The sequence below is a fragment of the Stappia indica genome, from assembly GCF_009789575.1.
Classification (GTDB): domain Bacteria; phylum Pseudomonadota; class Alphaproteobacteria; order Rhizobiales; family Stappiaceae; genus Stappia; species Stappia indica_A.
Genome location: NZ_CP046908.1, coordinates 2,363,981 through 2,376,386, shown reverse-complemented (window position 1 = coordinate 2,376,386; position 12,406 = coordinate 2,363,981). Strand labels below are relative to the sequence as shown.

The 12,406-nt window shown below is 68.3% G+C and carries 13 protein-coding genes; 7 read left to right on the top strand and 6 right to left on the bottom strand.

Going from position 1 to position 12,406, the window contains the following annotated elements; translation table 11 throughout:
- Positions 1-33: 33 nt before the first annotated feature.
- The 4 genes from GH266_RS11120 to GH266_RS11105 form a co-directional block, all read right to left on the bottom strand.
- The gene (locus GH266_RS11120; protein WP_158193963.1) at positions 34-819 is read right to left on the bottom strand and encodes a Bax inhibitor-1/YccA family protein; all 786 of its coding nucleotides are present in this window, start codon (positions 817-819) and stop codon (positions 34-36) included.
- Positions 820-1,057: 238 nt separating this feature from the next.
- Complete coding sequence (locus GH266_RS11115) at positions 1,058-1,813, bottom strand: hypothetical protein (protein WP_158193962.1); 756 nt, start codon at positions 1,811-1,813, stop codon at positions 1,058-1,060.
- A 159-nt stretch (positions 1,814-1,972) separates the two neighbouring features.
- Positions 1,973-4,555: an ABC transporter permease gene (locus GH266_RS11110; protein WP_158193961.1), complete on the bottom strand. Its 2,583-nt coding sequence runs from the start codon at positions 4,553-4,555 to the stop codon at positions 1,973-1,975.
- A 2-nt stretch (positions 4,556-4,557) separates the two neighbouring features.
- Entirely contained in the window at positions 4,558-5,277 is a 720-nt protein-coding gene (locus tag GH266_RS11105) for an ABC transporter ATP-binding protein (RefSeq protein ID WP_158193960.1), read from the bottom strand.
- Between the two features lie 101 nt (positions 5,278-5,378).
- Between GH266_RS11105 and GH266_RS11100 the strand changes: the two genes are divergently transcribed.
- The 4 genes from GH266_RS11100 (at position 5,379) to ppa (ending at position 8,641) form a co-directional block, all read left to right on the top strand.
- The gene (locus GH266_RS11100) at positions 5,379-6,014 is read left to right on the top strand and encodes an arylesterase (RefSeq protein WP_158193959.1); all 636 of its coding nucleotides are present in this window, start codon (positions 5,379-5,381) and stop codon (positions 6,012-6,014) included.
- A 131-nt stretch (positions 6,015-6,145) separates the two neighbouring features.
- Positions 6,146-7,198 (top strand): aldo/keto reductase, encoded by a 1,053-nt coding sequence (locus tag GH266_RS11095; protein WP_158193958.1) that lies wholly within the window; start codon positions 6,146-6,148, stop codon positions 7,196-7,198.
- Positions 7,199-7,386: 188 nt separating this feature from the next.
- Positions 7,387-7,980 carry an RNA 2',3'-cyclic phosphodiesterase gene (gene thpR / locus GH266_RS11090; protein WP_158193957.1) on the top strand — a complete coding sequence of 198 codons (594 nt, stop codon included), beginning with the start codon at positions 7,387-7,389 and terminating at the stop codon, positions 7,978-7,980.
- A 133-nt stretch (positions 7,981-8,113) separates the two neighbouring features.
- The gene (gene ppa, locus GH266_RS11085; RefSeq protein WP_158193956.1) at positions 8,114-8,641 is read left to right on the top strand and encodes an inorganic diphosphatase; all 528 of its coding nucleotides are present in this window, start codon (positions 8,114-8,116) and stop codon (positions 8,639-8,641) included.
- 84 nt (positions 8,642-8,725) lie between these two features.
- On the opposite strand, the gene GH266_RS11080 is transcribed toward ppa, so the two are convergent.
- Positions 8,726-9,508, bottom strand: coding sequence for an alpha/beta fold hydrolase (locus GH266_RS11080; RefSeq protein WP_158193955.1), 783 nt, complete (start codon positions 9,506-9,508; stop codon positions 8,726-8,728).
- Positions 9,509-9,675: 167 nt separating this feature from the next.
- Here GH266_RS11080 and GH266_RS11075 point away from each other — a divergent pair, with 167 nt between their 5' ends.
- Positions 9,676-10,605 (top strand): sugar kinase, encoded by a 930-nt coding sequence (locus tag GH266_RS11075; protein WP_158193954.1) that lies wholly within the window; start codon positions 9,676-9,678, stop codon positions 10,603-10,605.
- Between the two features lie 101 nt (positions 10,606-10,706).
- Positions 10,707-11,306, top strand: coding sequence for a L,D-transpeptidase (locus GH266_RS11070; RefSeq protein ID WP_244953812.1), 600 nt, complete (start codon positions 10,707-10,709; stop codon positions 11,304-11,306).
- Positions 11,307-11,408: 102 nt separating this feature from the next.
- On the opposite strand, the gene GH266_RS11065 is transcribed toward GH266_RS11070, so the two are convergent.
- On the bottom strand, positions 11,409-11,939 hold the full coding sequence (locus GH266_RS11065; RefSeq protein WP_158193952.1) for an Lrp/AsnC family transcriptional regulator: 531 nt from the start codon (positions 11,937-11,939) through the stop codon (positions 11,409-11,411).
- A 70-nt stretch (positions 11,940-12,009) separates the two neighbouring features.
- Here GH266_RS11065 and GH266_RS11060 point away from each other — a divergent pair, with 70 nt between their 5' ends.
- Positions 12,010-12,396: a RidA family protein gene (locus GH266_RS11060; protein ID WP_158193951.1), complete on the top strand. Its 387-nt coding sequence runs from the start codon at positions 12,010-12,012 to the stop codon at positions 12,394-12,396.
- The last annotated feature ends 10 nt before the right edge of the window (positions 12,397-12,406 follow it).

The following is a 12,406-nucleotide window of genomic DNA, read 5'->3' as shown; positions in this document are numbered from 1 at the left end:
TCGTCGATGTTTGAGCCATGTCGGGCCCCGCGATTACTCGCGGTTGCCGAACAGCTGCAGCAGCATCAGGAACAGGTTGATGAAGTCCAGGTACAGGCGCAGGGCGCCCATGATCGACTTCTTCTTGGCAACCTCGGAGCCGTCGCCCGAATGGTACATTTCCTTGATCTGCTGGGTGTCGTAGGCGGTCAGGCCCGCGAAGACCAGCACGCCGATCACCGAGATGGCGAACTGCAGCGCCGAAGAGGCAAGGAAGAGGTTGACCAGCGAGGCGATGATGATGCCGATCAGGCCCATGAACAGGAACGAACCCCAGCCCGACAGGTCCTTCTTGGTGGTGTAGCCGTAGAGGCTCAGCGCACCGAAGGAGGCCGCGGTGATGAAGAACACCCGTGCGATCGACCCGCCCGTATAGACGAGGAAGATCGAGGACAGCGACACGCCCATCAGCGCCGCATAGACCCAGAACGTGGTCTGCGCGGTGGAGGCGCTCATCGACTGGATGCGGAAGCTCAGGAAGAACACCATGGCCAGCGGGGCAAGCATCACCACCCACTTCAGCGGGCTGCCGTAGAGCGTGACGCCGAGCTGGGTCAGCAGGGTGCCGTTGCCGAGCGTGGCGGCCGCCTGGGCGGGATCCTGCGTGGTGGCGAAATAGGCCGTGGCCAGAGCCAGCACACCGGTGATGCCGAGGCCGAGGGCCATGTAGTTGTAGACGCCCAGCATGTAGGCGCGCAGGCCCTCATCATAGACGCCGGCCTGTGCGTGTGCGCCGGCCGCAGCGTACCTCGTGTTGGAATTGCGGTCGAAGGTCGACATCGAAATCCTCTCTATCCGTTGAAACGGTTGCCCTTTCGGGCGGTCTCCCGGCCGCGCCGGAAGCCCTGTGATGCCCCTTGCGCAACCCCGTGCCTGTCATGCGAACGTCGCGTTCCGCAACGGTCGCGCGCACGTCCCCCTGAATATGGGCACAAGCCGGGCAGCCCACAAGGTGCAATCGGATCGGCGAACATTACCGTTCTGTCATTTTGCTGCGGGGGTTAACCGTCGGAACCGCCTATTTCATCGCCTTCAGGCGCGAGGCGATCTGCCGGTCGCAGGTTCCGCCCGGCCAGCGGACGATCTCCTCGCGGGCAAAGTCGAGGATTTCCTTCTTCGGGTCGCCCATGGTGGCGGTGTCGATGCCCGGCTTGAACCACTGCAGCACCGCGTAGTCGCCGCCCGCATCGGTGAGGAACGCGACCGGCTGGCCGTTCTCGACGATGCCGAGCCGGCCGACGCGCACGGGCGCCACCTCGACGTTGCGGGTCTGGCCGTCGATGGTCAGCTTGGTCTTCGACAGGCGCAGCCGCTTGAACGAGGCGGCCGTGGTCCCCGCCCAGGTGCCGAACAGGCGCTCGCCCTTGTTCTCCACCGACAGGCAGGAGTTCTTGTAGTTGGGGATGGACAGGCGCTTGGCCGGATGCTCGACCGGCTCGGCTCCCTTGACGAAGGTGGTGTACTTCATCTCGTGGTCGCCGGTCCGGTAGACGCGGATCTGCACCGGTGCATAGGTGCTCTCGCCGATGTTGCGCACGAGGAAGTCGAACTGGTTCTGGTCGTTGGTGCCGGCGCGGCGATAGAGCCAGCGCTTCGGCAGCCCGTTCTCGAAGACCAGCCAGTCGCTGACCACGAGACCGTTCGGGCCCGTCGGCTCGTTGACCTGCCAGACGCCGGTATGGAAGGGCGACTCGGCATGGGCGGCGGTGCCGGAAAGGGCGATGGCGGCAGCGAGAAAGGCGGCACGGGCCGCGTGCAGGCGGGTCTTGGTCATGGTCTTGTCCCCCGGGGTGTCATGGCATGCGCCGCCCCGGAACGCAGGGCAGCCTCCGGCGAGACTATCGCGATACGCGCATATTGGAACCCTCTTGCCGGCCGCCTGGGGAGAACATGCGGACGGCGGAGAGCCCCGCCGCCCGTTCCCTGGCGTCCGTTACAGGTTGCGCAGCACCTGCGCGGGCTTGCGCCCCAACACCTGCCAGGTGCCGATAAGGCCGAAGCCGACCGTCAGGACCAGCGCGGCGAGGGCCGCGCCGAAGGCGGTCACGGGCAGGAAGGTGAAGGTCGCATCCATGATCTCGACCAGAACGAAGGAGGCGGCGAGCGCCCCGGCGATCACCGCGAACGCGGCGGTGACGAGGCCGAGGATCGCGTATTCCATCGAGAAGCTGGCGATCAGCCGGCCGCGGGTGGCGCCCAGCGTCTTGAGGATCACCGCATCGTAGACCCGGTGCCGGTGGCCGGCGGCGAGCGCGCCGCCCAGCACGAGGACCGAGGCGACCAGCGTGATGGAGGCGGCGGCCCGGATGGCCACGGCAAGCTGCTCCACCAGGGCGTTGACCTGCTGGATCGCGTCCTTGACGCGCACCGCCGTGACGGTCGGGAATTCCTGCGAGAGGGTCTTGAGCAGCGCCAGCTCGCGGGCCTCGTCCCCGCCGTCGGCATAGGCGAGGGTGCGCAGGTGGGTGTGCGGCGCGCCGGCGAAGGTGTTGGGCGAGAACACCATGACGAAATTGATCGCCAGCGATTCCCACTCGACCCTTCGGAAATTGGCGATCTCGGCGGTCAGCTCGCGGCCGAGCACGTTGACGGTGATCGTGTCGCCGATCTTCAGGCCGAGATCGGTGCCCGCATCCGCCTCGAAGGAGACGAGCGGCGTGCCGCTGTGGTCGGGCGCCCACCAGCTGCCCTCGGTCAGGACGGCATTGGCCGGCTTTTCGGCGGCATAGGTGATGCCGCGGTCGCCGCGCAGGACCCAGCCGCCGCCTTCCGGGGCGACGATCTGGTCGCTCGGCACGCCGTTGACCGCCGCGATGCGGCCGCGCAGCATCGGCGCGCCGTCGATGGTGCCGCCGGGCGCCTCGCGGGCGAGCAGGGCGTCGAAGGCCTCGCGCTCGGACTGCTGCACGTCGAGGAAGAAGAAGCTCGGCGCGTTCTGGGTGATGGTGGTGCCGAGTTCGCGGCGCAGGTTGCCGTCGATCAGCGCCAGCGCGACCAGCAGCGACAGGCCGAGGCCGAGCGAGAGCACGACGGACGGGGTCAGCGCCCCGGGCCGGTGGATGTTGGCCAGCGCCAGGCGCAACTCCGCGCCGCGCGGATGCGGCATGCGGCGGGCCGCGGCCATGATGCCGCGCGCGATCAGCATCAACAGCACGAAGACCACTGCCGTCGCGCCGACATAGGTGAGCGAAATGCGCAGGTCGCCGGCCAGCAGGACGGCAAGGCCGGCGAGCAGCAGCACGGCGGCGGCGGTGGCGACGATGTAGCGCTTGCGCGGCCAGGTGCGGGTGGCGGAGGCATCGTCGCGGAACAGGAGGCTCGGCGGCACGTCGTGGGCGCGGCCGAGTGGCCACAGCGCGAAGGCGAGCGCGGTGAGCCCGCCATAGAGCACGCCGAGGCCGAGCTCGGCCGGATAGATCGCGGCGATCGCCTTGACCGGCAGCACGGCGGTGATGAAGCCGGCGGCGACATAGGGGATCAGGGCGCCGATGACGAGGCCGGCGGCGATGCCGAGCCCGGCCAGGCAGAGGATCTGGATGAGGTAGACGCGGAAGACGAAATCGCCGTCGGCGCCGACGCAGCGGAAGGTGGCGATGACCGGCCGCTTGGCATCGAGATAGGAGCGCACCGCATTGGCGACGCCGACGCCGCCGACCACCAGCGCGGTCAGGCCGACAAGGGTGAGGAACTGGGCGAGGCGGTCGATGTTGCGCTGCAGGCCGGGCGCGGCATTGGCGCGCGACTGCACCCGCCAGCCGGCGAGCGGGAAGCGCTGGTCGGCTTCCTCGGCCAGCGTCTCGACGGCGGCGTTGGAGGTGCCCTCGGGGAGGCGGATGCGATAGAGCCAGCGCACCAGGCTGCCGGGCTGGACGAGGCCGGTCTCCTCCAGCGCCGCATCCGAGACGATCATCCGGGGGCCGAAATTGATGCCGTCGCTGAGGCGGTCCGGCTCGGCGGCGATGGTGTCGGCGATGCGCAGGCTGGCGCGGCCGAGGACCAGCGTGTCGCCCTTTTCAAGTCCGAGGCGCACCAGCAGCTCCGGCTCGACGACGGCGCCGTGGAGCCCGTCCTGCTGGGCAAGGGCCGCGTCCAGCGCTTCGCCGCCTGAAAGCTGCATCTCGCCATAGAGCGGGTAGGCGTTGTCGACGGCCTTCAGCTCGACGAGGGTCTGCTCGCCGCTGCTGGGCACGCGCGCCATGGCGCGCAAGGTGGCGATGCGCGAGAGATCGCCGAGGCTGTCGAGCCAGGCGAGTTCCTGCTCGTCTGCGGTGCGGTGGATCAGGCGCACCGACATGTCGCCGCCGAGGATCGAGGTGCCTTCGGCGGCAATGCCCTCTACAAGGGCGCGCGAGACCGAGGCGACGCCGGCAATCGCCGCAACACCGAGCGCAATGCAGGCGATGAAGACGTAGAAGCCCTTCAGCCCGCCGCGCATCTCGCGAAGCGCGAAGCGGAAGGCAAGACCGAGGGGCGGGCGGGCGCGGCGCTGCGAGGGGGCGGGCAGGACACCGTGCATGCTCACGCCTCCCCGGCGGCGGCGGGGACGGGCTCGAGCGTTTCGATATGGCCGGAGCGCACGCGGATGGTCTCGTCGCAGCGGCGGGCGAGCGCCGCGTCATGGGTGACCATGACCAGGGTCATGCCGCGTTCGCGGGTGGCGGAGAACATCAGGTCGACGATCTGGGCGCCGGTGGTCTCGTCGAGATTGCCGGTCGGCTCGTCGGCCAGCAGCAGGGGCGGGCGGGTGACGAGGGCGCGGGCGATGGCGACGCGCTGCTGCTCGCCGCCCGACATCTGCGAGGGATAGTGCGAGGTGCGCTCGGCAAGGCCGACGGCGGCCAGCTCCTCGCGCGCGGCCTCGAAGGCGCGGGGCACGCCGGCAAGCTCCAGCGGCACGGCGACGTTTTCCAGCGCCGTCATGTTGGGAATGAGGTGGAAGGACTGGAAGACGATGCCGACGGAGCGGCCGCGAAAGCGGGCGAGCTCGTCCTCCGACATGCCTGTCAGCTCCGATCCGCCGACCGTGACCGAGCCCTTGTCGGCGCGCTCCAGCCCCGCCATCACCATGAGAAGGGTGGATTTGCCGGAGCCCGACGGGCCGATGATGCCGACCCGGCGACCGGCGGCGATATCGAGGTCCACGCCCTTGAGAATGTGCACGCGGCCGGCGTCGCGGCCAAGGCTCAGATGAACGCCGGACAGGGAAACGATGGGGGGCGGGACTGTTCCGTCGGTCATGCTCTGCCTATATGAACGGGTCGAATTCGCAGCATGCCGCGCTGCACGCGTTCCTCGCGATATGGGAGGTTACGCAGGGAGCGTCCAGAGGATCAGCCGACATGATACGTTTCGTTACAGTTTTTATCGCCCTCGCCGGCATTTTTGCAGCGCAGCCCGCAAGGGCCGAGCCGCTGCGCATCCTGGCGCTGGGAGACAGCCTGACCGCAGGCTATCAGCTGCCTCCCGAGGCGGCCTTCCCGGTGCAGCTGGAGGCGGCGCTGAAGGCGCGGGGTCATGACGCAATCGTGATCAATGCCGGCGTTTCCGGCGACACCACGGCGGCGGGCCTTGCCCGTCTCGACTGGTCGCTGGGCGAGGGGGCGGATGCGGTGATCGTGGAACTCGGCGCCAATGACGCGCTGCGCGGGCTGCCGACGGCCTCGGCACGGGCGAACCTCGACAAGATCGTCGCGAGCCTGTCGGAGCGGGGCATCCCGGTGCTGCTCGCCGGCATCGCCGCGCCGCGCAACATGGGCGATGAATATGTCGCCGAGTTCGAGCGCATGTATGCGGAGATCGCGGCCGAGCATGACGCGATCCTTTATCCGAACTTCCTCGAAGGCATCCCGATCTCGGCCGAGACGGTGCTGCCCGACGGCATCCATCCGACGCAAAAGGGTGTTGCGATCATCGTCGAGGGCATCCTGCCCAAGGTGGAAGAGCTGATCGAGCGGGCCGCCGCCGCGCGCGGCTGAGGCGGGCTCCCGCCCCGGCCGGAGCCCTGTGCGGCGACCCGGCCGCAGGCGGTTGACGAGGCGCGCGCGAGCGGTCAAGGTCCCGCCACCCTCCTTAATTTCGACAGTTATCGCAGCAGAAAGATCCGCCCATGGAAAAGCGCCGTCTCGGACGCACGGACATTCATGTCTCCAGCTTGTCGCTCGGCACGATGACCTTCGGCGAGCAGAACACCGAAGCCGAGGGCCATGCCCAGCTCGACTTCTCGCTCGACCGGGGCATCAACCTCTTCGACGCCGCCGAGCTCTATCCGATCCCGCCCAAGGCCGAGACCCAGGGGCGCACCGAGGAAATCATCGGCACCTGGCTGAAGGCGCGCGGCAACCGCGACAAGGTGGTGATCGCCACCAAGGTGGTGGGCCGCACCGAGAACACCTGGTTCCGCAACGACGGCAGCGAGGGCCGGCTGACCCGCGCCCAGATCGAGGAAGCCGTCGACAAGAGCCTGAAGCGGCTGCAGAGCGACTATATCGACCTCTACCAGATCCACTGGCCGGACCGGAACGTCTCCGGCTTCGGCTCCAATCCGACGATCTGGAAGGAGCCCAAGCCCTGCGACGACGAGACGCCGATCGAGGTGACGCTGGAGACGATGGACCGGCTGGTGAAGGCCGGCAAGATCCGCCAGCTGGGCCTGTCGAACGAAAGCCCCTGGGGCACGATGCGTTTCCTGGAACTGGCCGAGCGCAACGGCTGGCCGCGGGTGGTGTCGATCCAGAACGCCTACAATCTGGTCAACCGCACCTTCGAGAGCGGGCTGGCCGAGATCGCGCACCGGGAGCAGGTGGGCCTGCTCGCCTATTCGGCGCTGGGCCAGGGGTATCTCACCGGCAAGTACCGCAACGGCGCGCTGCCGGCCGGTGCCCGCAAGACCCTGTTCGACCGGCTGCAGCGCTACGAGAAGCCGGGCGCGGAGGAGGCCATCAACGCCTATCTCGACCTTGCCGAGGAGCTCGGCGTGTCGCCCTCGCAGCTGGCCATCGCCTTCGCGCTGTCGCGCGGCTTCACCACCTCGGTGATCCTCGGCGCAACCTCGCTTGCGCAGCTGGAGCACGATCTGGGTGCGCTCGATCTGGAAATCTCCGAGGAGATCGAGGAGCGGATCAACACGCTCTACCAGCGCCACGGCAGCCCCTGCCCGTAAGCGCTGGGCGGGGCCGCGGCGCGAATCACGATCGGCTGCCCGGGCTGTCCAGCCCGGGCCGGCCACCCCGGCAAAAATGCCGGCACGAGGCGGAATGCGCTGGCAAATCAGCGCGTTCCGTTTTTGCTTGCGGTGCAGCGAAAAACCCGTCCTGATGAAGTCCTTCGGCGACAGCGGAGGGTTTGACCATGCCTCGACTGTTCACCGGGCTTGAGATTCCGGCCCAGACCGGCCTCATGCTCTCCCTGATACGCGGCGGCCTGCGCGGCGTCCGCTGGATCGATCCCGAGAACTATCACATCACCCTGCGCTTCATCGGCGACATCGACGACCGCATGGCCGACGAGGTGGCCGATGCGCTCGACCGCATCCGCCGCGATCCGGTGGAGATCCGGCTGACGGGGCTCGGCGCCTTCGCCAACGGCAAGCCGCATGCGGTCTTCGCAAGGGTGGAGCCGACCCCGGAGCTGATGGAGCTGCAGAGCGAACAGGAGCGCATCCTGCAGCGGCTGCGGCTGCCGGCGGAGCGGCGCAAATACGTGCCGCATGTGACGCTGGCGCGCTGCCGCACCTGCAGCAACCAGGATGTGGCGCGCTGGCTCGCCGAGCATGGCGACTTCTATTCCCAGAGCTTCACGGCGACGCGCTTCGTGCTGTTCTCCTCGCGCGCCAGCGTCGGCGGCGGGCCCTATCTGGTGGAGGAGGCCTATCCGCTCGACCGGCAGGGCGGCGGCTACGGCCTGCCCGACGGCCCGGCGCATTTCGCCGGCCAGCATCGCTGAGCAGGACGGGGCGCGGCGGACGCAGCGGCGCGGGGCCGCACTGGCCTTAAGTTGCAGTGCAACAAGTTCCGGCTTGCCTTTGGACACGGCGCTTGCGATACAGCCGCCAACATCCAAAGAGGAGCCCCCATCCATGCGTATCGACGCCGTTCCGATCGGAAAGAACCCGCCCGAGGACATCAATGTCATCATCGAGGTCTCGGTGGGCGGCGAGCCGATCAAGTACGAAATGGACAAGGAAGCCGGCGCCATGTACGTCGACCGCTTCCTCTACACGCCGATGCGCTACCCGGGCAATTACGGCTTCGTTCCCCATACGCTGTGCGGCGACGGCGACCCGGTCGACGTGATCGTGGCCAACCAGCGCCCGATCGTGCCGGGCGCGATCATGAACTGCCGCCCGATCGGCGTGCTGTTCATGGAAGACGAGGCGGGGCAGGACGAGAAGATTATCGCGGTTCCGTCCAACAAGCTGACGCGCCGCTACGAGAACGTCGTCCACTACGAGGACCTGCCGGACATCACCATCCAGCAGATCAAGCACTTCTTCGAGCACTACAAGGATCTGGAGCCGGGCAAGTGGGTGAAGATCACCGGCTTCGGCGGGCCGGACGAGGCCAAGCGCATCATCGAGGAATCGATCGAGCGGGCCAAGGCCTGAGCATCGCCTCGGCTTGAAAATTCAAGGCCGCGTCCCGCAAGGACGCGGCCTTTTGCGTTTTGAGCCGTTTGCGGATTCCGGGTGTCAGGCGCTGTCGCCGGTCTGGGCGCGGATGGCGCGCGCGACCTGTTGCGGGATCTCCAGATGCGGCATGTGGCCGACCCCGTCGAACACCTGAACGGCGATGTCGCCGGGCAGGCCGCGGGCGTGGGAAACCGGCAGCACCCGGTCCTGGGCGCCCCAGATCAGCCGCACCGGGGGGCCGAGCGCCGCGATCTCGGCAATCGGCAGGGTCTTCTGGTCCTTGCCGTCGAGCAGGGTCTCGACGATCTCGGTCAAGGTCTCGCAGACGCCGGGACGGGCGCGGGCCTCCGCCGCCTGCCGCACGACGAGACGCGGCAGGTCGAAGCCGAGGCCGAAGAACTGCTCCAGCAGAAGCTCCAGCTCCGCCGGTGCGCTCGCCGCCGCATAGCGGCGCAGCAGGGTCGAGTTGATCTCGCGCCCGAAGCCGCCGGGGCCGAGCAGGGTGAGGCTCGCCACCCGCTCCGGCGCCTTCAGCGCGATGAGGGCTGCGGCCGCCCCGCCCATGGAATGGCCGACGAGATGGACGCGGGTCAGCCCCAGCGCCTCCAGCGAGCCGAGCACGGCGCGCGAGGCGACGACGGCGCCGCCGATCTTCGGCCAGCCGAGGGCGCGGCCGTGGCCGGGCAGGTCGAAGGCCAGCGTGCGGCGGCTGCGCGACAGCTCGCCCTGCAGGGTGGCAAAGCCACGCGCATCGCCGCCGAACCCGTGCAGCAGCACCACCGGTTCCGGACTGTCCGGGCCGCTGGCGGTGACGGGCAGGATCGAGGGCGGCAATTCGGACATGGGCGTTGCTCCGCTAAGTGGTCTTTCGCCTCTTTTCGCATGCACAGCTTGAGGATGCGAGAGGGGAGGTGTGCCCGGCGGGGTCTTCGCAGGCACCGCGGACTTGACAGGCGCGGGACCGCGTCGCATGGACTTAAATCGATTGAAATGACCGGAGCGGGACCAACGTGAGCGAGCTTCTTTGCCTCGGCGAGCCGATGATCGAGTTCAACCAGACGGCGCCGGGCGGCCCCTATGTGCAAGGGTTCGGCGGCGACACGTCGAATGCGGCGATTGCCGCGGCCCGGCAGGGGGCGAGCGTCGGCTATGTCAGCGCCACGGGGCGCGACGTGTTCGGCGACCTGTTCGACGGGCTGTGGACGGGCGAGGGCGTCGATACCACCGGCGTGCTGCGGATGGCGCAGGCGCCGACGGGCATCTATTTCGTCACCCACGGGCCGTCGGGCCACACGTTCTCCTATCGCCGGAGCGGATCGGCGGCGAGCCTGATGCGCCCCGAGGACCTGCCGCTCGAGCTGCTGCGCAAGGCGAGGGTCCTGCACGTCTCGGCGATCAGCCAGGCGATTTCGGCGAGCGCCTGCGACACGGTGTTCGCGGCCATCGAGGAAGTGAAGGCGGCCGGCGGGCTGATCTCCTACGACACCAACCTGCGGCTGGCGCTGTGGCCGCTGGCGCGGGCACGGGCGGTGGTCGAGGCGACAGCGGCGATGGCCGACATCCTGCTGCCCGGTCTCGACGATGCGCGGCAGCTCACGGGACTGGAGAGCCCGCAGGAGATCGCCGACCACTACCGGGCGAAGGGCGCGGCACGAGTGGCGCTGACGCTCGGCGACAAGGGCGTGCTCTATGCAGGTCCGGAAGGGACCGAGACGATCGCCCCGCACGCGGTCGAGGCGGTGGACGCGACGGGCGCGGGCGATGCTTTCGACGGGGCGTTCCTGGCCGAGTTCCTTGCCGGCGGCGACGGACTGGCGGCGGCACGCCACGCCAATGCGGCGGCGGCGCTTGCCGTCTGCGGCTTCGGCGCTGTTGCCCCCCTGCCACATCGCGCCGATGTCCTTGCCCTGCTGGCCAATGAGCAGCAGCGCGGCGCCTGAGGCCCGTGTAAATTCGCCTCCGGTTTCGAATCAGCCGGCGGCGCGGATGGCGCATCCTGCCGGCATGGGGAGGCGATATGCGGATCTTTGCTGGACGGATCTTGACTGGGCTGGCCGGGCTGGTGCTGGCGGCAGCGGTGGCTGGCGGTGCGCCTGCCAAGGCGCAGACGGAGCGCTACTACGATCCGGTGAGCCGGAGCTGGCAGACCTACCGGATCACGCCGGAAGCCGCCGGCAAGATCGTGCGCGAGAAGTACAAGCGCACCGAGGTGCGTTACCGCACCGACAAGAAGCCGGGTTCGGTGATCGTCGATACGCGCGACCGCTATCTCTACTACGTGCTGCCGGGCGGCAAGGCGGTGCGCTACGGCATCGGCGTCGGGCGCGAGGGCTTTTCCTGGTCGGGCACCGAGAAGGTGACGCGCAAGGCCAAGTGGCCGGGCTGGACGCCGCCGCCGGAAATGATCGTCCGCGAGCGCAAGAACGGCCGCAAGCTGCCGAGCTTCATGCCCGGCGGGCCGAAGAACCCGATGGGCGCGCGCGCTCTCTATCTCGGGGCGACCGAATACCGCATCCACGGCACCAACGAGGACTGGTCGATCGGCCGGGCCGTGTCGTCGGGCTGCATCCGCATGCTCAACGAGGATGTCGAGGATCTCTACGAGCGGGTGTCCGTCGGGGCGCATGTCACGGTGATGTAAGGCGGGTTCGCCGCCAACATCGACCTTGCGACAGGTCTTTCAAGGGGCGCCGCGGCCGCAAGGTTCGGCGCCCTTTTTCTTTCGCTTGCGGGTGCGGGGCCGCTAGCGGCCCGGCGGCAGGCCGGTCGCCGGCCAGACTTGCGTCACGTCGGCCTGAACCGGGCGCTCGAGATAGGTCGACAGGACCACATAGCTTCGCGTTCCGCGAATCCCGGGCAGGACGTAGACCTGGGACAGGAAACGCTCAAGGGCCTGCGGGCTTTCCGTCCGCACCTTCAGGACGACGCAGGTGTCGCCCGCGACCGAGTGCATCTCCTCCACCTCCGGGAATGCGGCCAGTTGCATCATCGCCTGGCTCTTTCCCCAGCCGTCCGCATCCACATGTACGAAACTGAGCAGCGGCTTGCCGACGGCCGGGCCGTCGAGTATCGCCGCGGTCCGTGAGATGACCCCGCTGTCCCGCAGGCGCCTGATGCGTTCGTGCACGGCGGGAGGGGAGAGACCGACCGCCCGGCCGATCTCGGCGTAGGTCCGCTTCGCGTCCTCCGCCAGGACGGCTAATATTCTTCGGTCAAACCCATCAAGCGCCCGTGGAGAAGTCTTCTTCGGCGGAACGTTTTCTGTTTCTGACATAATTTCCGATTTTCCAGTTTACGCAGAATTGTGTTCGGCCAATCTCCTGAAAATAGAAAGGAGATTCATCATGAACAGCCAACTGATCAATCCCGTCGACGGCGTCTACGCGGCAGCACCCGACTATGCCCATGCGATCCGGCTGGAGGAGGCGAGGAGCCTTGTGTTCGTCAGCGGGACGATGGGGCTCGACCGCTCAGGACGCGCCCCTGCCACCCTTGCCGAGCAACTGGTTCTGGTCTGGGAGAACCTGCGGCGGATCCTTGCGACAGCGGGGATGACCCTGGACAACGTGGTCCGGGTCACGAGCTACCTGAGGGACGGTGCCTTTGCCGGGCCGAACAAGGATGCGCGCATCGCGGCGCTGGGCGGCCGTCCGGTGCCGACCACGGCCATCGTGGTGCAGACGCTGGAGGAGGACTGGCTGGTGGAAATCGAGGTGATTGCCGCTGCCTGACCGCGGCCCT

Excerpts from the sequence above, each read along its gene's own strand:
- GH266_RS11065 (WP_158193952.1), bottom strand. The coding sequence starts at position 11,939 with ATGTCAGAAACAGAAAACGTTCCGCCGAAGAAGACTTCTCCACGGGCG.
- GH266_RS11095 (WP_158193958.1), top strand. The coding sequence starts at position 6,146 with ATGGAAAAGCGCCGTCTCGGACGCACGGACATTCATGTCTCCAGCTTG.
- GH266_RS11110 (WP_158193961.1), bottom strand. The coding sequence starts at position 4,555 with ATGCACGGTGTCCTGCCCGCCCCCTCGCAGCGCCGCGCCCGCCCGCCC.
- GH266_RS11080 (WP_158193955.1), bottom strand. The coding sequence starts at position 9,508 with ATGTCCGAATTGCCGCCCTCGATCCTGCCCGTCACCGCCAGCGGCCCG.
- GH266_RS11120 (WP_158193963.1), bottom strand. The coding sequence starts at position 819 with ATGTCGACCTTCGACCGCAATTCCAACACGAGGTACGCTGCGGCCGGC.
- GH266_RS11100 (WP_158193959.1), top strand. The coding sequence starts at position 5,379 with ATGATACGTTTCGTTACAGTTTTTATCGCCCTCGCCGGCATTTTTGCA.
- GH266_RS11060 (WP_158193951.1), top strand. The coding sequence starts at position 12,010 with ATGAACAGCCAACTGATCAATCCCGTCGACGGCGTCTACGCGGCAGCA.
- GH266_RS11115 (WP_158193962.1), bottom strand. The coding sequence starts at position 1,813 with ATGACCAAGACCCGCCTGCACGCGGCCCGTGCCGCCTTTCTCGCTGCC.
- ppa (WP_158193956.1), top strand. The coding sequence starts at position 8,114 with ATGCGTATCGACGCCGTTCCGATCGGAAAGAACCCGCCCGAGGACATC.
- GH266_RS11105 (WP_158193960.1), bottom strand. The coding sequence starts at position 5,277 with ATGACCGACGGAACAGTCCCGCCCCCCATCGTTTCCCTGTCCGGCGTT.
- thpR (WP_158193957.1), top strand. The coding sequence starts at position 7,387 with ATGCCTCGACTGTTCACCGGGCTTGAGATTCCGGCCCAGACCGGCCTC.